Genomic DNA, 21,703 nt, shown 5'->3' on the forward strand with positions numbered 1-21,703 from the left:
CGCCGCGCCTCAGCCGCGCGGGGTGAGGATGACCAGGGGAATGTCGCGCTGCGTGCGCGCCTGGTAGTCGTCGTAGTCGCGGTAGACGGCGACCGCCTTCGGCCACAGCGCCCGCTTCTCCTCCGCCGACGCGGTGCGCGCGGTCATCGCCCGGACCTCGGCGCCGATCTGCACCTCGACCTGCGGGTTGGCGTCCAGGTTGCGGTACCAGAGCGGGTGATGGTCCATGCCGCCCTTGGAAGCGACGAGCAGCAACCGTTCTCCGTCGCGCGCGTAGATGAGCGGCGCCACCCGCCGCGCGCCGCTCTTGCGGCCGATGGTGGTGAGCAGCAGGACCGGGGCGCCGCGCAGGAAGCGGCCGCCGACGCGCCCATTGGTCGCCCGATACGCCCAGGTGTTGAGCCGGCTCATCAGCTTGATGATCGGGTTGGCGATCGCGACTTCGGTTTTCGAGAATGGGCGCGGGGCGCTGGCCATGGCGCGCTCCATTGCCCCGCCACCGCGTCGCGGTCAACCGGCGGCGCCTGGACTTTCTCCGCCGATCCCGGCATAGGCTCGCGGCGGAGGAGTTGCGGATGCGCCGGATCCTGCTGATCGCCGCCCTGGGCATCGTCGCCACGGTCGCCGCGCGCCCGGTGTCGGCGGCGTTCCTCACCGGCTGCTGCGCCTGCCTGGAGCAGCACAATGCGCAGACCGCGAGCGGGCCTCCCCAGGCCCAGCCGGCGCTGTTCTGCAGCCAGGTGGTCGGCATGGGATATCCCGACTTCGTGCAGCGCTGCGACGACGCCGGCGGCGCCAGCGCGCCCTGCTTCGACCCCTCGCCGGGTCAGTCCTGCGGCGCAACCCTGGCGCAGCAGGGCATCGGCTGCCCGGCCGCGCCCGGCGCCCCGGCGGCCGGCCACCTCGGGCTGGCCGCGTTGGCCGTGGCGCTGAGCAGTCTCGGGTTCGCCGCCCTGCGCCGCCGCGCCCGCTGAACCGCGCGCCCGCCGCCCCTCCTGCCGCCATTGCCGCAGTCGCGCCGCGGCTGCTAGGCAACGGCGATGCCGATCGTCGACAGCAACGGAATCCGCCTCGCCTACCAGGAGTTCGGGGACCCGCGCGCCACCCCGATGCTGCTCATCATGGGCTTGGGCGCGCAGATGATCCTCTGGCGCGATGACTTCTGCGAGACCCTCGCCGGCCGCGGCTATCGCGTCATCCGCTTCGACAACCGCGACGTCGGCGAGTCGACCTGGATGGACGACCTCGGCATGCCCGACGTGCTCGGGGTCCTCGGCGCCATCGCCGCCCGGCAGCCGGTGCAGGCGCCGTACCTGCTGCGCGACATGGCGGCCGACGCCGCCGGCCTGCTCGCCGCGCTCGCCATCGACAGCGCCCACGTGGTCGGCGCCTCGATGGGCGGCATGATCGCGCAGACCCTGGCCCTCGACGCGCCGGCGCGGGTGCGTTCGCTGACCTCGATCATGTCGTCGACCGGCAACCCCGACCTGCCACAGCCGCGGCCCGACGCCATGGCGGTGCTGCTCACCCCGCCGCCGGCCGACCGCGAGGGCGCGATCGCCCGCGGCGTCGAGGTGTTCCGCACCATCGGCAGCCCCGGCTTCCCCTTCGACGAGCCGGAGATCCGCCGCCTCGCCGCGCTGAGCTACGACCGCGGCTTCAACCCGGTCGGCACCGCCCGGCAACTGGTGGCCATCCTCGCCTCCGGCAGCCGCGTCGAGCGCCTGCGCGAGCTGCGCCGGCCGACGCTCGTCATCCACGGCACCGACGACCCGCTCGTCCCCTTCGCCGCCGGCCAGGATACCGCCAGCGCCGTCCCCGGGGCGCGCCTGCTCGCCATCGAGGGTATGGGGCACGACATGCCGCGTCCGGTCTGGCCGCGCATGATCGACGCCATCTGCGAGCTGGCCGAACGCGCCGAGTCCGCGATGGACGCCGCCGGCCGCTGATGCCCGCCGCCAGCGCCGCCGCCGGCCTCCCCGTCCAACGGCGGCCCTCGGCGTTCGCCGGTGCCTCGCGATGCCCTCGGTTCTGATCACCGGCTGCTCCTCCGGCATCGGGCTGGCGGCCGCGGTCGAAATGGGGCGGCGCGGCTGGACGACGATCGCCACCCTGCGCGATCCGCGGCGCGCCGATCGCCTGCGCGACGCGGCGACGCGCGCCGGGGTTGCCTCGCGGCTGGTCATCGAGGCGCTCGACGTCACCGACGCCGCGTCGTTCCCCGCCGTGCTGCAGCGGGTGCTGGCGCACGGCGGCGGCCGCCTGGACGCGGTGGTGCACAACGCCGGCATCGCCAGCGGCGGCGCCTTCGAGGACCTGCCGGACGGCGAGCTGCGCCGGGTCATGGAGACCAACTTCTTCGCCGTGCTGGCGCTGACCCGCGCCCTGCTCCCCACCTTCCGCGCCCAGCGCCGGGGCCGCATCGTCGTCGTCTCCAGCAACTCCGCCTTCGCCGGCGAGCCCGCGAACTCCATCTACGTCGCCTCCAAGTGGGCGATCGAGGGCTGGGCGGAATCGCTCGCCTACGAGGTCGAGCGCTTCGGCATCGACGTCGCGCTCATCGAACCCGGCCCCTACCGCACCGAGATCTGGCGGAGCTCGCCGCGCATCGTGCCGGACGGCAGCCCCTACGCGCCCTGGCTCCGCCGCCTCGAGGCGGCGATCGACGCCAAGGTGGTGGCCAGCGCCCGCGACCCGCGCGAGGTCGCCACCGCCATCGCCGCGGCGCTGGAGGCGGTACGGCCGCGCTTCCGCTACCCCGTCAGCCCGCAGGCCTGGTTCGGATTCCTCATGCGCGGCGTCGTGCCGACCCGCGCCCAGCGCCGGCTGGTCACCCGCCTCCTCGGCCTGCGCGGCGAGTGACCCCTTCGACGAGGTCGCGGCACGGGTGGAGTCCGGGCGGGCGCTTTGGTAAACGGCCGCTCCGTGGAGGGAACGCCGTGAACAGGATCGCCGCGGTTGCCATGGTCATCGCCGCCATCAGCCTCTCGACCGGCCCGGCGGCCGCCACGCTGTTGCAGTCCTGCTGCGCCTGCGTCAAAGGCGAACAGGCCCAGACGAGCGGCGCGTTCGGCGCCAACCCGCAGGTCTACTTCTGTGCCGAGGCGCAGCCGGGAGACATCCCGGGCCTCGAAGAACGGTGCGACGCGGTCTCCGACCAGAGCGGCACGCTGCACTGCGAGGCCAACATTCCCGGCCCGACCTGCCGCGCCCAGCTCGCCGACGGCGGTCTCTTCTGCCCGGCGGCCGGCGCGCCCGCCGCCGCTCCGTTGCCTCTTGCCGCGCTGGCCATCGCCCTGGCGATTCTCGGTGCCGCCACGGCGCACCGTCGCCGCCCCGGCGGCCGCGCCTGACCCCGAAGCCATGCCATTTGCCCCGCCGCCGTCCGTGACATCCGAGGGCGCAGCTTGCTACAGGCGCGCCCCGGGAGGGTTCGCCGTGAGAAGCATCGTCGCCACCGCCATCGTCGCCGCGCTCGCGGGCACCGCATCCGTCGCCGCCGCGCTTGGCCCCGTGTGCTGCGCCTGTGTTCCCGGCGACGATGCGCAGACCGGCGGCTTCGCGAATCAGACCGCGGTCAAAGCCCTCCTCTGCGCCCAGGCGCCTCCCGCCGATCCCCAGACCCTCGACGCGCAGTGCCAGCAGGCCAATCCCAGCTATACGCTGTTCTGCGCCCCCCATCTCCCCGGCTCGTCGTGCACCGCCGAGCTCGCCGATGCCGGCATCCGCTGTCCCAGCGCCGGGGTGCCCGCGGCCACGGGCGCGACCGCGCTCGCGCTCGCCGTCGGCCTGGTCGTCGCCGGCGCCCTGCGGCTGCGGCGCCGCCGGGCCGCCCGCTCCTGACGGGTCGCTCCCGCGCTCCGCCGGCGGGACTACTGCAGACTCGCCACGCCGCGGCCGCAGAGCTGTTCGACGGCGTCGAGCATGCCCTCGGTGGCGGCGACGCGCAGCTCGCGCGGCAGGGCGATCACCGTCTCGGTCTTGTTCGGCAGCAGGAGATGGACGTAGCAGGGGCAGTCGCCCCGGTGTTCGCTGAGCGTCGCCTTGAGGCGCGCGAAGAGGTCGTCGGTCACCCGATCGGCGACCAGCGCCAGGTGCACCTCCTGGGCGGTGCGGGCGCGATACTGGGTGAGCAGCGTCACCTCGTCGGCGATGATCTGGCAGCGCTCCTCACCCACTTCGAGCGTGCCGCTGACGCACACCGGCTCGTCGGTGGTGAAGTCGATCTCGGCCTTGCGATAGGTCTCCGGCCAACAGATCACCTCGACGGTGCCGGTCTTGTCCTCGAGCGTGAAGGCCGCGTAGCGATCGCCCTTGCGGCTGTTCTTGAGCTGCAGGCGTTGGATGACGCCGCCCAGCGTCACCTTGCACTGGTCGGGCTTCTCGGAGAGCTGCTCGCACAGCGCGGTGGTGAAGCGCTTCAGATCGGTCTCGTACTTATCGAGCGGATGGGCGGTGATGTAGAAGCCGAGCGCCTCGTGCTCGGCTTTGAGGCGCTCCTTGTCGGGCCACGGGGTCAGTGGCGCCAGCGGCGGTTCGGGCGCTTCGACCGCGATGCCCTTCGAGGAGAACAGGCCGATCTGCTGGGTGTTGTCCTCCCTGGCGTGCGACGCGCCCCAGGCGAGCGCCCGGTCGACGCCGTCGAGGAGTTGGCGGCGGCTGACGCCGAGCGAGTCGAAGGCGCCGCACTTGATCAGCGACTCGACCACCTTCTTGTTCACCGCCGCCGGGGCGCTCGCGACGTCGCCGCCCTCGCCGCCGGCGTCGCCGTTGCGGGTGGCGAGCACGCGCTTGCAGAAGTTGGCCAGGCTGGTGAACGGCCCGCCGGCGTCGCGGGCGGCGAGGATGGCATCGACCGCCTTGCTGCCGACGCCGCGCACCGCGCACAGCCCGAAGCGGATGGGGCGCAGGCCGTTGTCGTCCGGCTGGGCGAGCACGGTGAAATCCTGGCGGCTCTCGTTGACGTCCGGCGGCAGGATGCGGATGCCGCGCTCGCGGCACTCGGCGATGTTCTTGAAGGTCTTGTCGGTGTCGCCCATTTCCATGGTGAGCAGCCCGGCCATGAGCTCCTCGCGGAAGTGGGCCTTCAGATACGCCGTCTGGAAGGAGACCAGCGCGTACGCCGCCGAGTGCGACTTGTTGAAGCCGTACATGGCGAAGGTTTCCATCTGGTCGAAGATCTCGCCGGCCTTGGCCTCGGGGATCTGCTGCGCGGCCGCCCCGGCGATGAAGCGCTCGCGCTCCTTCTGCATCTTGACCGGGTCCTTCTTGCCCATGGCGCGGCGCAGGTTGTCGGCGTCGCCGAGCGAGTAGCCGGCGAGCACCTGCGCGATCTGCATCACCTGCTCCTGGTAGACGATGACGCCGTAGGTGGGCTCGAGGATGGGCTCCAGCGCCGGGTGGGGATAGCGGACATCCTCCTTGCCGTGCTTGCGCTTGATGAACTGCTCGACCATGCCGCTGTCGAGCGGGCCGGGGCGGAAGAGCGCCAGGACGGCGATGATGTCCTCGAAGGTGCTCGGCCGAAGCTGCGTGACCAGCTTGCGCATGCCGCCCGATTCCATCTGGAAGACGCCGACGGTGTCGCCCTTGGCGATCAGCTTGTAGGTCGCCTTGTCGTCGAGCGGCAGGGTGGCGACGTCGATCTCGACGCCGCGGCCCTCGCGGATGCGGCGCGCGACGTTGTGCACCAGGGTCAGCGTCTTCAGGCCGAGGAAGTCGAACTTGATGAGGCCGATCTCGTCGACGTGCGGGCCGCTGAACTGGGTCATCACGCTGCCCTCTTTGTCCATGAAGAGGGGCAGGTCCTCGACCAGCGGTCGCGAGCCGATGACGATGCCGGCGGCGTGCTTGGAGGCGTGGCGCAGCAGGCCCTCGAGCTTGATGGCGTGATCGAAGAGCTGCTGCTCGCGTTCGCCCTTCTCGCGCAGCTCGCGCAGCCGCGGCTCCATCTCCAGCGCCTTGGTGAGCGGGAAGTCCTTGCCCTGCTTCGGCGCCGGGTACAGCTTGGCGATCTTGTCGGTTTCGCCGAAGGTGAACTCGAGGGCGCGGCCGACGTCCTTGATCGCCGCCTTCCCCTTCAACGTCCCGAAGGTGATGATCTGCGCCACGTGGTCCTCGCCGTATTTCTCGCGCACGTAGCGAATGACCTCGTCCCGCCGCTCGAAGCAGAAGTCCATGTCGATGTCGGGCATCGACTTGCGCTCGGGGTTGAGGAAGCGCTCGAAGAGCAGATTGTAGGGAATGGGGTCGAGGTCGGTGATGCGCAGCGCCCAGGCGACCAGGCTGCCGGCCGCCGAGCCGCGGCCGGGACCGACCGGGATGCCCTGCCGTTTGGCGTAGTTGGTGAAGTCGGCGACGATCAGGAAGTAGCCGGCGAAGCCCATCTTCTCGATCACGGCCAGCTCGCGGTCGAGCCGCTCCTGGTAGACCCGTTCGCGCTCCGCGTCCCAGTGGCCGAGCGTGCGCAGGCCGACCAGGCGCTCCTCGAGCCCGGCGCGGGCGTCGCGCTCGAGCTGCTCCTCGAGCGTCACACCCTTCGGCACCTGGAAGACCGGAAACTGGTAGCGGCCGAACTCGAGCTCGAGCGAGCAGCGTTTGGCGATGTCCAGGGTGTTGCGCACCGCCTCGTCGCGCTCGCCGAACGCGGCCAGCATCTCCGTCGGGTCCTTGACGTAGAGCTGGTCGGTGCCGAAGCGCCAGCGCTTCTCGTCGTTGAAGGTCTTGCCGGTCTGGATGCAGAGCAGCACGTCGTGCGCCTGGTGGTCGCCCGGCTGCAGGTAGTGGCAGTCGTTGGTCGCCACCAGCGGCAGCCCGAGCTCGTCGGCGAGCGCGATCAGCTCGCGGTTGGCGCGCTCCTGTTCCTTCAGGTGATTGTCCTGGATCTCGACGTAGTAGCGGTCGCCGAAGATGGCCCGGTATTCCAGCAGCACGGCGCGGGCGCGATCCATCGAGCCGGTCATCAGCGCCTGGTTGACCTCGCTCGCCAGGCAGCCCGACAGGGCGATCAGGCCGCCGTTCAGCTCGCGCAGCAACGCCTTGTCGATGCGCGGCTTGTAGTAGAAGCCCTCCGTGTAGCCGAGCGTCACCAGCCGGCAGAGATTGCGGTACCCCTCCTGGTTGGTCGCCAGGAGGACGAGATGGAAGTTGCCGGCGGTCTCGAAATCGTCGCCCTTCACGACCTTCTGCTTGTCCCGCCGGTCGCCGGGCGCGACGTACATCTCGCAGCCGATGATCGGCTGCACCCCGGCGGCCACCGCCGTCTTGTAGAACTCGACGGCGCCGAACATGTTGCCGTGGTCGGTCATCGCCACCGCCGGCATGCCGAGCGCCTTCACCCGCGGGATCAGGTCGGCGATCTTGTTGGCGCCGTCGAGCAGCGAGTACTGCGTGTGCAGATGCAGATGCGCGAACCCCATGGCAGTCAGACCACTCCCCTCAGCAACTCCAACCCAGACTCCCGACCGCGGAGGACACGGCTCTCAGGGATGCCCGATGCGCGACATCCGTGGTCACCGCTTCTCTCCGCTCACTCCCACTCGATCGTCGCCGGCGGTTTCGACGAGATGTCGTAGACCACGCGATTGACGCCCTCGACCTCGTTGATGATGCGGCTCGACATGCGCGCCAGCAGCTCCGGCGGCAGGCGCGACCAGTCCGCGGTCATGCCATCGACCGACTCCACGGCGCGGATCGCGAGCACGTGCTCGTAGGTGCGCTCGTCGCCCATGACGCCGACGGTCTTCACCGGCAGGAGCACGCAGAACGCCTGCCAGACGCGGTCGTACCAGCCGGCGGCGCGGATCTCCTCCTCCATGATGGCGTCGGCCGCCTGGACGACGGCGACGCGCTCGGCGGTGACCTCGCCGATGATGCGGATCGCCAGGCCGGGGCCGGGGAACGGATGCCGGCCGGTGATCGAGGCCGGGATGCCGAGCGCGGCGCCGAGCTCGCGCACCTCGTCCTTGAACAGCTCGCGCAGCGGCTCGACCAGCGCCAGGCGCATGCGCTCGGGCAGGCCGCCGACGTTGTGATGACTCTTGATCGTCTGCGACGGCCCCTTGAACGACACCGACTCGATGACGTCCGGATACAACGTCCCCTGGGCGAGGAACGCGACGTCGCGCAGCCGCTTCGCCTGCTCCTCGAACACCTCGATGAAGGTGACGCCGATCGTCCGCCGCTTCTGCTCCGGATCGGTGACGCCGGCCAGACGGCGGAGAAAGAGCGCCCCGGCGTCCACCGCCTCGATGCGGAAGTGGAACGCGTCGCCGAGAAACCGCATCACCCGCGTCGCCTCGTCGCGGCGCAGCACGCCGTTGTCGACGAAGATGCAGGTGAGCTGATCGCCGATGGCGCGGTGGATCAGCGCCGCGGTGACGGTCGAATCGACGCCGCCCGACAGGCCGCAGACGACGCCGGCGGCGCCGACCTGCGCGCGGATGCGCGCGCACGCGGACTCGATGAAGCTCTCCATCGTCCAGTCGGCCCTGGCCCGGCAGATGCGGAAGAGGAAGTTCTCCAGCAGCTCACGGCCGCGCCGGGTGTGCACGACCTCGGGGTGGAACTGGATCGCGTAGCGTCGGCGCGCGCGATCGGCGAGCGCGGCGATCGGCGAGTTGGCGCTGTGGGCGAGGATCGTCCAGCCGGCCGGGAGCTCCTCCAGGCGATCGCCGTGGCTCATCCACACCGGCGTCGGGTGGCCGACGCTGAAGCCCTGGAAGAGGTCGGCGTCGTCGTCGACGATGAGCTCCGCCGGCCCGTACTCGCGCGCCGCCGCGCGCGCCGTGCGCGCCCCGTCCTCCTTGGCGAGGACGCCCATGCCGTAACAGATGCCGAGCAGCGGCACCCCGAGCTCGGCGAGGCGCGGATCCGACAGGGGCGCGTCGGCCTGGTAGACGCTCGCCGGCCCGCCCGAGAGGATGATGCCCTCCGGTTGCAGGGCGCGGATCTTCTCGAGCGGCAGGTTGTACGGGTGCAGCTCGCAGTAGACGTGCGCCTCGCGCACCCGCCGCGCGATCAGTTGCGTGTACTGGGAGCCGAAGTCGAGGACGAGGATCATCGGCGGAATCCGATGCTCACCGGTCGCCCGACCGCTGGTAGTTCGGCGCCTCCTTGGCGATGAACACGTCGTGCACGTGGCTCTCCTGCAGCGAGGCGTTGGAGACCCGCATGAAGCGCGCGCTGGTCTGCAGCTCCTCGATGGTGCGGCAGCCGACGTAGCCCATGCCGGCCTTCAGGCCGCCGACGAGTTGGGCGACGATGAAGCTGAGCGGCCCCTTGTGCGGCACCCGCCCTTCGATGCCCTCGGGCACCAGCTTCATCTGCTCCTCCTCGTCCTGCATGTACCGGTTGCGGCTGCCCTCGCGTTCGCGCATCGCCTCCAGCGAGCCCATGCCGCGGTACAGCTTGTAGGTGCGGCCCTGGTAGAGGATCGTCTCGCCCGGGCTCTCCTCGGTGCCGGCGAAGAGGCCGCCGATCATCACCGAGTCGGCGCCCGCCGCCAGCGCCTTGGGAATGTCGCCGCTGAACTTGATGCCGCCGTCGGCGATCAGCGGGATGTCGAAGTCCTTCGCGACCCGCGCCGCCGCCGCGATGGCGGTGAGCTGCGGCACGCCGACGCCGGAGACGACGCGCGTGGTGCAGATGGATGCCGGCCCCATGCCGACCTTGAGGCCGTCGGCGCCGGCCTCGGCAAGCGCTCGCGCGCCCTCGGCGGTGGCGATGTTGCCGGCGACCAGGTCGACGTCCGGGAACGCCGCCTTGATCTCCTTCACCGTGTCGATGACGTTGCCGGAGTGGCCGTGCGCGGTGTCGATCACCAGCACGTCGGCGCCCGCCGCCACCAGGCGCTCCGCGCGCTCGCGGCGGTCGTCGCCGGTGCCGATGGCGCCGGCGACCCGCAGCCGCCCGTAGGAGTCCTTGCAGGCGTCCGGGAACTGCGCCGCCTTGTTGATGTCCTTCACCGTGATCAGCCCGCGCAGGCGGTCCCGTTCGTCGACGATCAGCAGCTTCTCGATGCGGTGCTGGTGCAGGATCTCGGTCGCGTCCTCGAGGCTGATGCCGGGCTGCGCGGTCACCAGATCGTCCTTGGTCATCACCTCCGCCACCCGGCGGTTCAGCCGCTTCTCGAAGCGCAGGTCGCGGTTGGTGAGGATGCCCACCAGCTTGCCGTCCTTGGTCACCGGCAGGCCGCTGATCTTGTAGCGGCGCATGACGTCGAGCGCCTCGGCGATCGGCTGGTCCGGGTGCACGGTCACCGGATCGATGATCATGCCGCTCTCCGACTTCTTGACCCGGTCCACCTCCTGCGCCTGCTGCTCGACGGTCAGATTGCGGTGGATGACGCCGATGCCGCCCTCCTGCGCCATGGCGATCGCCATCGCCGCCTCGGTGACCGTGTCCATCGCGGCGCTGACCAGCGGGATGTTGAGGCTCACCCGCCGCGACAATCGCGTCCCGACGTCGGCGTCGCGCGGCAGGAAGCTCGACGCGCCGGGCACCAACAACACGTCGTCGAAGGTGAAGCCTTCCGGCATGTCATACGTGAACATACGACCTCCGTCGGGCTCGCCGGCTGGCGGCGCGACGACCGGGGACCGTCGCTGCCGCCGGCTCTCGGTCGTCGCGCGCCAGGGTGCCGATCTGCTGCCCTGGCGAGGCGATGACGACCGTCCGGCGAACCATGGCGTCGATTACCAGACGCCCTACAGCTTCGGCAAGAGGGGTGCGACCTCCACAACATCTTGTGGACGCGGCCCCGGCGCGCCGTATCGTCGCGGATGCGCTAAGAAGCCGGGATGCTGATCCCCCTCGACGGCATCGCGCCGCGCATCGCGGCCACCGCCTACGTGCAGGCCAGCGCCCAGGTGATCGGCGATGTGCACCTCGGCGACGAGTCGAGCGTCTGGTTCAACGCCGTGCTGCGCGGCGACGTCTTTCCCATCCGCATCGGCGCCCGCACCAGCATCCAGGACAACAGCACCGTGCACGTGACCACCGGCCGGCACGCGACCGAGGTCGGCGACGACGTCACCGTCGGACACAACGTCGTCCTGCACGGCTGCCGGATCGGCGACCGCTGCCTGATCGGCATCGGCGCCATCGTGCTCGACCGCTGCGTCGTCGGCGACGACTGCATCGTCGGCGCCGGCGCGCTGCTGACGCCCGGCACCGTCGTGCCGCCCGGTCACTTGGTCCTCGGCCGCCCGGCGACGATCGTCCGGCCGCTCCGCGACGCCGAGCGCGCGCACGTGCTGCAGTCGGCGCGCGGCTACGTCGCGAACGCGGCGCGCTATCGCGCCCAGGGCATCTGAACGGACGCGCGGCCGGCGGTCAGCAGCCGGCGAGCGCCGCGTTCACGGCGGCGATCAGGTCGTCGATGCTGACCGTGCCGTCGCCGCCGCGGTCGGCGGCGACGCAGGCGTCGAGCGCGCTCTCGCCGAGGGCGATGCGCACCGCGCGCACCAGGTCGTCGATGGTGACGGCGCCGTCGTCGCCGCAGTCGCCGGCGCACGCGCCGTCGACGAACAGCTCGACGCCGGTGCTCCCATCGTCGGCGGCGAAGAGCACGCGCGCGCCGAGCGCCGTGAACCCGCTCGGGTTCGAGGACGCGGCGCCGGGTGCGAGATCGGCCACCCGCGTCACTCGGCCGTCGCGGCGCGCCGCCCACGGCTCGCAGCCGCTCGCGGTGTCGCAGGCCTGGAACAGCAGGCGGTCGCCGGCCGGCGTCAGGAAGGCCGGGAACGAGCTCTCGGGGCCGGGATCGATGTCGGCCGCCAGGCGCGTCCCGGCCTCGCTGCCGTCGCTGCGCCACAGCTCGACGCCGTGCGTGTCGTCATCGGCGGCGAAGTAGAGCACCCCGTCGAGCAGGCCGAACGAGAAGTAGAAGGTCTCGGTGCCGAACGCCGGGCCGTTCGGATTGATGTCGGCGATCATGGTCGTGCCGCTCTCGCTGCCGTCGCTGCGCCACAGCTCGAGCCCGTGCTCGCCGTCGTCGGCGACGAAGTAGACCTCGCTGCCGACCGCGGTGAGGAACTGCGGCCGCGAATCGTCGGCGCCGACGCGGATGTCGCGCACCAGCCGCGTCCCGTCGGCGGTGCCGTCGCTGCGCCACAGCTCGGTGCCGTGCTCGCCATCGTCGGCGGTGAAGTAGAGCGTCCCCCCGGCGACGACCATGTAGAAGACGCGCGGCGGCAGGAAGGCGCTGCCGTCGGGATTGATGTCGCGCACCAGGCGGGTGCCGGGCGCCGTCCCGTCGCTCATCCACAGCTCGACGCCGTGCTCGCCGTCGTCGGCGGTGAACGCCACCTCGGCTCCGTACGCCGTCATCAGGCGCGGGTCCGACGGCCCGTCCGGATTGATGTCGCGGATCGGCAGGGTGCGGCCGCTGGCGTCGGTGCGCCAGAGCTCGTTGCCGAAGAAGCCCTCGTCGGCGGCGAAGAAGAGGACGTCGGCAGCGGCCGCGAGCTGGTGCGGATCGCCGCTGGCGGCGCCGCGGGCGATGTCCTTCCAGAGCACCGTGCCGTCGGGGGTGCCATCGCTGCGCCACAGCTCGCTGCCGTGCTCGCCGTCGTCGGCGGCGAAGTAGAGCGCGTCGCCCAGGCGCGTGAAGGCGGTGAACAGCGAGAAGCCGTTGCCACCCGGATTGATGTCGCGCAGGCGGCGGGTGTTGGCGGCGGTGCCGTCGCTGGCCCACAGCTCGCGCCCCGTCTCGCCGTCGTCGGCCGAGAACAGCACCTGATCGCCGAGCACGGTGAGGCCAGAGGGGAAGCTGCCGCTGACGAGATCGTCGGGCGCCACGTTGGCCAGGATGGCGGTGCCGTCGCGGGCGTTGCTGCGCCAGGGCTCGACGCCGCTCGCGCCATCGTCGGCGGCGAACAGCAGGCCGAAGGGGCTGGCCGCGAGCTGCCCCTCGACGCCGTCGGCCGGCCCGGGGTTGATGTCGTCCACCAGGGCGGTGCCGGCGGTCGTGCCGTCGCTGCGCCAGAGCTCGCGCCCGTGCGCGCCATCGCTGGCGATCAGGAAGAGCGCGCCATCGGCGACGGTGAGAAAGGTGGGAACGGAACCGTCGGGGCCCTGCCACAGGTCGGCGAGCAGGGTCGTGCCGGCCTCGCTGCCGTCGCTGATCCACGGCTCCTCGCCGCTGTCGTCGAGCGTGGCGGTGAAGGCGACGCGGTCGCCGAACGCGGTCAGCCAGAAGGGAAACGAACCGTCGCTCCCGGGCACGAGATCGCGCACCAGCGTCGTCCCCGCTTCCGTGCCGTCGCTCACCCAGAGCTCGTTGCCGTGCGCGCCGTCGTCGGCGCTGAAGAAGACGCGGCCGCCGACCGCCACCAGCTCGGCGGGATTCGACCCGCTGGCGCCGGGGGCGATGTCGCGCACCCGCTGCGTGCCGTCCGCGGTGCCGTCGCTGCGCCACAGCTCGTCGCCCGTCTGACCGTCGTCGGCGGTGAAATAGAGAGTACCGCCGGCGGCGGCGAAGAAGCTCGGGAAGGAGCCGTCCGGGCCGTCGGCGATGTCGCGCAGCAGCACCGTGCCGGCCTCGGAACCGTCGCTGCGCCACAGCTCGTTGCCGTGCGTCGCATCGTCGGCGGCGAAGTAGAGCACGTCGCCGAGCACGGCGAGGTCGGAGGGGAAGGACCCCTGGGCCCCGGCGACGATGTCGCGCACCTGCTGGGTGCCGGCCTCGGTGCCGTCGCTGCGCCACAGCTCCTCGCCGTGGACGCCGTCATCGGCGGTGAAGTAGACGTGGTCGCCCATCGCCACCAGGTGGCGGGGATTGGAGGAGAGCACGCCGTCGTTGATGTCGCGCACCCGCGCGGTACCGGCGGCGGTGCCGTCGCTGCTCCACAGCTCGACGCCGGTGACCACGTCGTTGGCGGCGAAGAGCACCCGGTCGCCGAGCGCGGTCAGCCAGAACCGCTGGCTGCTGACGTTGCCGAAGCCGCGCAGCAGCACGGTGCCGGCCGCCGTCCCGTCGGTCCGCCAGAGTCCGATGCCCGCGGCCGGCGTGGTGGCGACGAAGAAGACCCGATTGCCGGCGCTGACGAATTCGCGTGGCGAGGACGACTCGATCAACGGCCGTGAGTTGATGTCCGCGAGCAGACGCACCGACGCCCCGGCGGGCATCGCGCCAACCAGGACGGCGATCAGGGAACCGAGACGGAGCGCGCGCCCAACCACTCGCCCAACCTAGGGAAATGCGCCGACAGTTGCCAACTGGCGGCGCGCGGACGACGCCGATCGGCGGGAGGCCATGGGGAGCTGCGCGGCCGCCCCTCGCCCTGCGCTGGCGAACGGCGCTCAGGCCGAGCGGCGTTCGCGCGCCGGCTTGCTCTCCCACAGGCCGCCGATGACGGCGCGGATCGGCAGGTGATCCGAGGCGCGGCGGGCGCGCGGGGTGTTGTGCACGTCGACCGCGACGAGGGCGTGCCGCGGCTGCACCCAAATGCGGTCGAGGGCCAGCACCGGAAAGCGGGCCGGGAAGGATGGCACGCCCGGGGTGCGGCCGAAGCGGCGGTGCAGGCGGCGCAGCGGCGCGCTCGGCGGCCGCCATTCGTTGAAGTCGCCGAGCAGGATCATCGGGTGCTCCGCCACGCCGTCGAGCTCGCCGAGCAGCCGGCGCACCTGGATCTCGCGCTCGCTGAGCCCCAGGCCCAGGTGGGCGGCGATGATCCGAATCGGCCGGCCGTGGATCTCCAGGTCCACGTCGAGGGCGCCGCGGCGCTGGTAGCGCGGCACGCTGAGATCGATGCCGCGCACCTCCAGCACCGGGTGGCGCGTGAGCAGGCCGTTGCCGTACTGGCCGCGCGCGCGGTAGAGCACCGGGCCCCAGACGCTCTCGTAGCCGGTGGCCTCGGCGAGGACGCGGAGCTGATCGACGCCCTGGCGGACGTGGTACCGGTAGTCGACCTCCTGCAGCGCGATGACGTCCGCATCGAGCTCTTCGAGGACGCGCACGATGCGCTGCGGGTCGCACCGCCCGTCGCGCCCGATGCAGCGGTGGACGTTGTACGAGGCGATCGTCAGCGTCCGCATCGCATCCCCTTCGGCTCGATCCTGCACCGACCTGCTTCCGCTTCCCGCCGCATTCTGACAAGCTCAGACGGAACGCAGTGTAGCAGAATGCCCGGCGAAGCCAGAGGGAATGCGCGAGGTGGTCAGCATCGCGGCGGTCCCGCGCCCGTTGGCGCCGGCCTACCCGGGAAGGAGGGCAACTGATGGCCAACTCGGCCGGCTTCCACGAGGCGGAGGATGCGCTGCGCCCCGAGACCAAGGACGAGCACCGCGCGCTCACCTCGATGCAGGAGGAGCTCGAAGCCGTCGACTGGTACGGCCAGCGCGTCGACGCTGCGAGCGACGCCGAGCTGCGGGCGATCCTCGCCCACAATCGCGACGAGGAGATCGAGCACTTCGCGATGCTCCTCGAGTGGCTGCGCCGGCGCAGCCCGAAAGTGGCGCTGGAGATGGCCCAGCGCCTCGACACCACCGGTTCGATCGTCGCGGCCGAGCAGGCCGGCAAGGCCGCGGCCGCGGATGCCGGCGCCGACGGCGGATCGCTCGGCATCGGCAGTCTGAAGGGAGGGTCCAGTCTGTGAACAACCTGCGACGCGAGCTCGCACCGATCTCCGATGCCGCCTGGCGCCTCATCGACGAGGAGGCCACCCGCGTCCTCAAACTGACGCTGGCCGCGCGCAAGCTGGTCGATTTCGTCGGTCCCAAGGGACCCGACTTCGGCGCCATCAACAGTGGCCGCGTCGACGACCTGAAGACCGGGCCGGTCGCCGGCGTCGACGCGGCGCTGCGCCGCGTCCTGCCGCTGACCGAGTTGCGCACCAGCTTCGAGCTGTCGCGTGCCGAGCTCGACGCGGTCGAGCGCGGCAGCGACAACCCGGACCTGGATCCGCTGATCGCCGCGGCGACGCGGATCGCCGCCGCCGAGGACAATGCCGTCTTCCATGGCTACGCGGCGGGGGGCATCCAGGGCATCGACCAGGCGTCGCCGCACCCGGTGCAGACGATCTCCAGCGACTTCACCGCCTACCCGCAGAGCGTCGCCGAGGCGACGCGCCTGCTGCGCAACGCCGGCATCGATGGACCCTACGCCATCGCCCTCGGTCCCCGCTGCTACGCCGGCCTCACCCAGGCCACCGGCCCGGGCGGTTTTCCCGTGCTCGAGGTGGTCAAACGCATCGTCGACGGCCCCATGGTCTGGGCGCCGGCGGTCAACGGCGCCGTGGTCCTCAGCACCCGCGGCGGCGACTTCCAGCTCACCGTCGGCCGCGACCTGTCGATCGGCTATACGAGCCACACCGATGCGACCGTGACGCTCTACCTGACGGAATCGTTCACCTTCCGCATCCTCATGCCCGAAGCGGCCGTGGCCCTGGCGTACGCGGACAAGAAGAAGTGAGTCGGAGCTGGGGGCGCCCCCTGTGGCGCCCCCAGCTCACCGTCGTGGGCGGGCCCTGAAGCGGACCCGCAGCGGCGTGCCCTCGAGCCCGAACTCGGCGCGCAGGCGGTTCAGCAGGAAGCGCTCGTAGCTGGCCGCGATGCGTTGCGGATGGCTGCAGAAGACGGTGACGGTGGGCGGCGCCGTCGCGGTCTGCGTCGCGTAGTACAGGCGCGGCCGGACGCCATTGACCATCGGCGGCTCCTGGGCGCGGCGGGCGCGCTCGAACACCGCGTTGATCTTGGCGGTCGGCAGCCGGCTGCGGTGCGCGGCGACGACGCGGTCGATGGCGCCCCAGATGCGCTCCACGCCGCGGCCACTGCGCGCCGAGATGAACAGCTTCGGCACCACCGCCAGGCTCGGATAGCGGCGGTCGATGTCGTCGCGCAGGGCCGCCGCCGCCTTCGGCGCCGCGGGGACGGCGTCCCACTTGTTGACCAGCAGGACCAGGGCCCGGCCGCGCTCCCAGGCGTAGCCGGCGACGCGCGCGTCCTGCTCGGTCATGCCCTCGACGGCATCGATCACCAGCAGCGCCACCTCGGCCCGCTCGAGGGCGCGCAGGGCGCGGACGACGCTGGCGCGCTCGATGTGCTGGTCCACCCGCCCGCGGCGGCGCACGCCGGCGGTGTCGACCAGGACGTAGTCGCGGTCGCCGCGCCGCAGCGGCGTGTCGAGCGCGTCGCGGGTCGTCCCGGGAACGGCGCTGACGATGCTGCGTTCGAATCCGACCAGGCGGTTGAGCAGCGACGATTTGCCGACGTTGGGGCGGCCGATGATCGCCACCGCGATCGGCGGTTCGGCGTCGTCGGCCGGGGCCGCGGGCGCCTCGCCGAGGTGCGCCAGGACGTCGCCCAGCAGCTCGTCGACCCCGATCCCGTGCTCGGCCGAGATCGGATACAGGGTCTCGATCCCCAGGGCGTAGAAGTCGGCCACCAGATCGTCCTGCTTCGGGGTGTCGATCTTGTTCACCGCCAGCAGCACCGGCTGGCGCAGTTGCCGCAGGCGTTCGACGAGCTGACGATCGAGCGGATTGAGCCCGGCGCGGGCGTCGACGACGGCGATGACGACGTCCGCCTGTTCCGCCGCCAGCAGCGCCTGCACGCGCACCGCGCGCCCGAGCTCCGCCTGCTCCTCGGCCTCGAAGCCGCCGGTATCGACCACCAGAAAGCGTCGCCCGTCCCAGTGGCCGACGGCGATGTTGCGATCGCGCGTCACCCCCGGCGTCGGCGCCACCAGGGCGCGGCGGGAATGGGTCAGGCGGTTGAAGAGCGTCGACTTGCCGGTGTTCGGGCGCCCGACGAGCGCGACCACCGGCAGGGTCTCGAGGATCTCGGCGCGCGGCAGCGGCGCATCGGTGTCGCGGGACGGCGGTCGCGGCATGGAACTGGAGCCTTATCGCATCTCGCCGGGCGGTTGGAGTGCGGCGCCACGGCGCCGCGCCCGGCGCCAGCGCGCGGCGCCGTCACCCTCGGGACACGGCTCCCCTACAGCCCGAAGTCGCGCAGACGGGCGGCGTGACCGGTCCAGTTCTCCTGCACGCGGACGAAGAGCTCGAGGTAGACGCGGGTGCCCAGCAGGGTCTCCAGCTCGCGCCGCGCCGACTGGCCGATCTGCTTCAGCCGGGCCCCGCGGTCGCCGATGACGATCGGCTTCTGCGACTCGCGGGCGACGTGGATGGTGGCGCTGATCACCACCAGATGCTTCTGCGGCTTCTCCTCGAAGGCGTCGACGCTCACCGCCACCGCGTAGGGCACCTCCTCGCGCGTCGCCAGCATCACCTTCTCGCGCACGATCTCGGCAGCGATGGCGCGCTCGGGCTCGTCGGTCAGCTCGTCCGGCGGGTAGAAGCGCGGCCCTTCCGGCAGCTCCGCCTCGATCGTCCGCAACAGCTCCTCGACGTTCTCGCCGGTCTCGGCGCTCACCGGCACGACCGGCCGGTCGGGCAGCAGGGCGGCGACCGCGGCGATGATCGGCAGCAGCTCCGCCTTGGCCACGGCGTCGATCTTGTTGATCGCCACCACCACCGGCTTGCCGCGCGACGGCAGGCGGGTGGCGACGTCGCGGTCGGCCGCGGTCAGCCCTTCCGGCGCGGCCACCACCCAGAGCGCGACGTCGGCCTCGCCGATGCTGGTGATCGCCCGCTCGACCATGCGCGCGGTGAGCAGGTCGCGGCTGGCGTGGATGCCCGGCGTGTCGAGGAAGAGGATCTGCGCCTGGGGCCGCGTCTTGATCCCCAGGAGCCGCCGTCGGGTGGTCTGTGGCTTCGGCGTGACGGCGGCGATCTTGCGCCCGAGGACGCGGTTGAGCAGCGTCGACTTGCCGACGTTCGGCCGCCCGACGATGCTCACGAAGCCCGAGCGGTGCCCGGGCGGCAGGTCGGGTCCGAAGAGCGGCGCCTCGGCCACTAGAACTGCCGGCGCGCCGCCTCGACGCTGCGCTCGTGCTGCGCCGAAGGCAGCCAGTTGCTGCCGGCGGGCGGACGCAGGTGCAACGGGTCGCGCGACAGGCGCATCAGCACCCCGGTGGGCACGACCACGGTGAGGTAGAGGACCATCATGATCACCCGCGTCTGCACCACCCCCACCGCATGCGCGGCCCGCCGCCAGCGATCGTAGATGCGTTGGAACACGTTGCGGCTCACCGCCGCCCGCGCTGGCGTCGGGATCACCACCGCGGCGCCGAGCGCGCTCTGGTTCTCCATCGTTGACCTATGGCAGCTCGCCACCAGACGCTCAAGCGGGAAATCGGCGCGCCCAGCGCGGCGCGCCTCAACTCACCGAGACGTGTCCGGGCCGGAAGATGACCTTCTTGTCCTTCACCACCAATTGGTCGGCGGCGAAGAGCTGCACGGCCTGCGACAACACCTTGCCCTCGAGCTCCTGACCGCGCGCGCGCACGTCATCGAGGGTGTCCTCGCCGACCCGGATGTGGAAGACGTCCTGCAACACCACCGGCCCCTGGTCGAGCTGCTCGGTGACGAAGTGGGCGGTGCAGCCCGAGACGCGGCAGCCCTCCTCGAACGCCTGCTTATAGGCGTTGGCGCCGGGGTGATAGGGCAGCAGCGAGGGATGGATGTTGATGATCCGGTTGCGGAACTGCTCGACGAGCTCCGGCGTCACCACCTGCATGTAGCGCGCGAGCACCACCAGGTCGGGACGGTGGGCGCGCAGGCGCTCGAGCAGGAAGGCCATATGCGCCGGTTTGTCCGTGGAGGGCATCCACTCGAAGGGAATGGCGGCCGCCTCGGCGATCGGGCGCAGCACCTCGTGGTTGGAGAGCACGCAGACGAAGTCGCCGGCGATGAGACCGGCGGCCTGGTCGGCGATGAGCTGCTGCAGGCAGTGCGGCTCGCGGCTCACCAGGAGGGCGATGCGCTTGCGCAGGCGCTCGCCGTGCAGGCGCACCGAGACGTCGAGTTGCATCTCGGTACCGATCTCCTTGAGGCCGAGGATGAGCTCGTCGAGCGTCTGCGTGACGTCGGCGAGGTCGACCACCATGGTCATGATGAACAACCCCTCGACGACCCGCTGCTCGATGTCCTCGATGTTGCAGTTGGCGGCGGCGAGATAGGTGCAGACGCGGGCCACCACGCCCTTCTGGTCGCGGCCGATGACCGAGACCACCGCCAGGTTCTTCGCCGCCGCGCGCATGCGTCCGACCGGCCCGCCAGGCGGCGGCTCAGCCCGCCCAACTCCACTTCTTCTTGTTGGCCTCGATCTGCTCGGCGCTCGGCTTCGGCTTTTCCTCGTGCGGCGACACCTCGAAGCTGTCGCGATTGTCGACCATCGCGGCGTTCAGCTTGACGTCGTCGGCGAAGACCGTCGGCACCGCCGCCTCCTCGAAGATCGCCTGCCACGGGCACTCCGGCTCGCAGGCGCCGCAGTCGATGCACTCGTCCGGGTGGATGTAGAGCTGGTTCGGGAAACTGGCCCTGTCATCGCCGGTGTAGCGATAGATGCAGTCGACCGGGCACACCGCCACGCAGGCGGTGTCCACGCAGTCGCGACACAGGCGAGTGATCACGTAAGCCATCGGTCCTCCTCGTGCGCCCCCTCAGGAGCGGGATGGTGATGCGGTCTGCGTCTCGGCCAGGCGGCTCACCAGCCCGGCGCGATCGGCGATCTGACGGACGGAGATGCCGTCCAAATAGTCGAACAGAACCCGCTGCGCGCCCTGCCAGACTTCGCGCTGCGCGCACACCGACGCGAAGCAGCAGAAGGCGTCGCGGCGCTCCACGCAGTCGATGAGCGACAACTGCCCCTCGATGCACTCGTACACCTGACGGACCGTGATGCGATCGGCGGGCCGCCCGAGGCGGAAGCCGCCGCGCGCGCCGGGCACCGATTCCAGCACCCCGGCGGCGACCAGCCGGCGCAGGATCTTGGAGAGGAAGTGCGGCGGCACCGCCTGCCGCGCCTGGATCTCGGTGCAGGTGACGACGCGATCGTCGTCCTGGGCGGCGAGGTAGCAGAGGGCGCGCAGGGCGTAGTCGACCCGCCGGCCGACGTTCATCAGCGAGCTGCGCGCGACGGCGCTGGCGGGCATGCGCTCAGCGGCGCCGCGTGCGACGGCGGCGGGCATCAGCATCCGCGGATCGGTGGCGCGGACCCTCGGTCCCGCGCTCCACGCTGCGCCTCTGCGCGTCGGCTTGCTCTCACGTCTGCACCCTGGTCGTCGCGTCGCTCGCCGAACGGCGGCGCGCTGAGGCCGGCCGACGCGGAGCAACCTCTCCGTATAAGCGTGCGCGATTTGCGAAGTCAACGCGGGTCGCGCCGGCGCACCGCGCCGGTCAGGAGCTCGGCGTCGCGGTAGGCGTCGGCGCCGCGTGGCAGTCGCTGCAGCTCTTCACCAGGCAGCGCTTGTTCTTGTTCGAGTACGTGATCTCGTCCGAGCAGCCGCGCTCGACGGCGATCGCCCGACAGTCCTCGAAGCGCGCCACGTCCTCGATCACGTGGTTGCACGAGTCGCTGTCGCCGCAGGCATTGATCGCGCCGGCAAGCAGCAGCGCCCCCACCATCGGTCGCCAGCGCCGCCGATGTGCCGAAATCCCTCGCATGATCGTCGCTCCCCTCCTGTCTGCGCGCCGCGGCCCGAGCCCCGCGCCGCTTCCCCCCCGCGCGGCAGACGCGCGGCGCTTACCACAGGGTCGCGATCCGGCTCAACCGATCGGTGGCCGCCCAGGGGGCGGCGCCTCATCGCCCGTCAGCGCGCGCCTTGTCAACCGCGCCGACGGGCCGCGTCGGCCATGCG

General features: G+C 71.5%; 21 protein-coding genes. 8 read left to right on the plus strand and 13 right to left on the minus strand.

Annotation, left to right across the window (positions count from 1 at the left end; genetic code table 11):
* Positions 1-9 precede the first annotated feature (9 nt).
* The gene (locus KF840_05670; GenBank protein MBX3024382.1) at positions 10-477 is read right to left on the minus strand and encodes a nitroreductase family deazaflavin-dependent oxidoreductase; all 468 of its coding nucleotides are present in this window, start codon (positions 475-477) and stop codon (positions 10-12) included.
* Between the two features lie 98 nt (positions 478-575).
* On the opposite strand from KF840_05670, the gene KF840_05675 reads away from it, so the two are divergent.
* The 5 genes from KF840_05675 to KF840_05695 all read left to right on the plus strand — a co-directional run bounded on the left by KF840_05675 (position 576) and on the right by KF840_05695 (position 3,843).
* Positions 576-974, plus strand: coding sequence for a hypothetical protein (locus KF840_05675; GenBank protein ID MBX3024383.1), 399 nt, complete (start codon positions 576-578; stop codon positions 972-974).
* A 66-nt stretch (positions 975-1,040) separates the two neighbouring features.
* Positions 1,041-1,949: an alpha/beta hydrolase gene (locus tag KF840_05680; GenBank protein ID MBX3024384.1), complete on the plus strand. Its 909-nt coding sequence runs from the start codon at positions 1,041-1,043 to the stop codon at positions 1,947-1,949.
* Between the two features lie 70 nt (positions 1,950-2,019).
* Positions 2,020-2,862: an SDR family NAD(P)-dependent oxidoreductase gene (locus tag KF840_05685; GenBank protein MBX3024385.1), complete on the plus strand. Its 843-nt coding sequence runs from the start codon at positions 2,020-2,022 to the stop codon at positions 2,860-2,862.
* A gap of 77 nt (positions 2,863-2,939) precedes the next feature.
* Positions 2,940-3,353, plus strand: a complete 414-nt coding sequence (locus KF840_05690) for a hypothetical protein (GenBank protein ID MBX3024386.1) — start codon at positions 2,940-2,942, stop codon at positions 3,351-3,353.
* Positions 3,354-3,438: 85 nt separating this feature from the next.
* Complete coding sequence (locus KF840_05695) at positions 3,439-3,843, plus strand: hypothetical protein (protein MBX3024387.1); 405 nt, start codon at positions 3,439-3,441, stop codon at positions 3,841-3,843.
* Positions 3,844-3,872: 29 nt separating this feature from the next.
* On the opposite strand, the gene dnaE is transcribed toward KF840_05695, so the two are convergent.
* From dnaE to guaB, 3 genes are all read right to left on the minus strand, one after another.
* A complete protein-coding gene (dnaE, locus tag KF840_05700; protein ID MBX3024388.1) occupies positions 3,873-7,427 on the minus strand; it encodes a DNA polymerase III subunit alpha in 3,555 nt (1,184 codons plus the stop codon).
* 101 nt (positions 7,428-7,528) lie between these two features.
* Positions 7,529-9,061, minus strand: coding sequence for a glutamine-hydrolyzing GMP synthase (gene guaA / locus KF840_05705; GenBank protein MBX3024389.1), 1,533 nt, complete (start codon positions 9,059-9,061; stop codon positions 7,529-7,531).
* A gap of 16 nt (positions 9,062-9,077) precedes the next feature.
* Positions 9,078-10,553: an IMP dehydrogenase gene (gene guaB / locus KF840_05710; GenBank protein MBX3024390.1), complete on the minus strand. Its 1,476-nt coding sequence runs from the start codon at positions 10,551-10,553 to the stop codon at positions 9,078-9,080.
* A gap of 246 nt (positions 10,554-10,799) precedes the next feature.
* On the opposite strand from guaB, the gene KF840_05715 reads away from it, so the two are divergent.
* A complete protein-coding gene (locus KF840_05715) occupies positions 10,800-11,315 on the plus strand; it encodes a gamma carbonic anhydrase family protein (GenBank protein MBX3024391.1) in 516 nt (171 codons plus the stop codon).
* A 19-nt stretch (positions 11,316-11,334) separates the two neighbouring features.
* Here the strand turns inward: KF840_05715 and KF840_05720 are convergent, their stop codons facing one another.
* Together KF840_05720 and KF840_05725 are read right to left on the minus strand one after the other, a co-directional pair.
* A complete protein-coding gene (locus tag KF840_05720; protein MBX3024392.1) occupies positions 11,335-14,130 on the minus strand; it encodes a hypothetical protein in 2,796 nt (931 codons plus the stop codon).
* Positions 14,131-14,304: 174 nt separating this feature from the next.
* On the minus strand, positions 14,305-15,039 hold the full coding sequence (locus tag KF840_05725) for an endonuclease/exonuclease/phosphatase family protein (GenBank protein ID MBX3024393.1): 735 nt from the start codon (positions 15,037-15,039) through the stop codon (positions 14,305-14,307).
* A gap of 179 nt (positions 15,040-15,218) precedes the next feature.
* Between KF840_05725 and KF840_05730 the strand changes: the two genes are divergently transcribed.
* Both KF840_05730 and KF840_05735 read left to right on the plus strand, forming a co-directional pair.
* The gene (locus KF840_05730) at positions 15,219-15,599 is read left to right on the plus strand and encodes a ferritin (protein ID MBX3024394.1); all 381 of its coding nucleotides are present in this window, start codon (positions 15,219-15,221) and stop codon (positions 15,597-15,599) included.
* Entirely contained in the window at positions 15,596-16,414 is an 819-nt protein-coding gene (locus KF840_05735; GenBank protein MBX3024395.1) for a bacteriocin family protein, read from the plus strand. Before KF840_05730 ends, KF840_05735 begins: the two co-directional genes overlap by 4 nt.
* Positions 16,415-16,450: 36 nt before the next feature.
* Here KF840_05735 and der read toward each other — a convergent pair whose 3' ends face one another.
* The 7 genes from der to KF840_05770 form a co-directional block, all read right to left on the minus strand.
* Complete coding sequence (gene der, locus KF840_05740; protein MBX3024396.1) at positions 16,451-17,833, minus strand: ribosome biogenesis GTPase Der; 1,383 nt, start codon at positions 17,831-17,833, stop codon at positions 16,451-16,453.
* Positions 17,834-17,937: 104 nt separating this feature from the next.
* Positions 17,938-18,828: a GTPase Era gene (gene era, locus KF840_05745; protein ID MBX3024397.1), complete on the minus strand. Its 891-nt coding sequence runs from the start codon at positions 18,826-18,828 to the stop codon at positions 17,938-17,940.
* Positions 18,829-18,857: 29 nt separating this feature from the next.
* Positions 18,858-19,154 carry a hypothetical protein gene (locus tag KF840_05750; GenBank protein MBX3024398.1) on the minus strand — a complete coding sequence of 99 codons (297 nt, stop codon included), beginning with the start codon at positions 19,152-19,154 and terminating at the stop codon, positions 18,858-18,860.
* A gap of 67 nt (positions 19,155-19,221) precedes the next feature.
* On the minus strand, positions 19,222-20,103 hold the full coding sequence (locus KF840_05755; protein MBX3024399.1) for a formyltetrahydrofolate deformylase: 882 nt from the start codon (positions 20,101-20,103) through the stop codon (positions 19,222-19,224).
* A gap of 28 nt (positions 20,104-20,131) precedes the next feature.
* On the minus strand, positions 20,132-20,485 hold the full coding sequence (locus KF840_05760; GenBank protein ID MBX3024400.1) for a 4Fe-4S dicluster domain-containing protein: 354 nt from the start codon (positions 20,483-20,485) through the stop codon (positions 20,132-20,134).
* Between the two features lie 21 nt (positions 20,486-20,506).
* Positions 20,507-21,034, minus strand: a complete 528-nt coding sequence (locus tag KF840_05765; GenBank protein ID MBX3024401.1) for an Rrf2 family transcriptional regulator — start codon at positions 21,032-21,034, stop codon at positions 20,507-20,509.
* A 208-nt stretch (positions 21,035-21,242) separates the two neighbouring features.
* The gene (locus KF840_05770; GenBank protein ID MBX3024402.1) at positions 21,243-21,509 is read right to left on the minus strand and encodes a hypothetical protein; all 267 of its coding nucleotides are present in this window, start codon (positions 21,507-21,509) and stop codon (positions 21,243-21,245) included.
* Between the last annotated feature and the right edge of the window lie 194 nt (positions 21,510-21,703).

Source organism: bacterium (assembly GCA_019637795.1).
Lineage (GTDB): Bacteria > Desulfobacterota > Binatia > HRBIN30 > CADEER01 > JAHBUY01.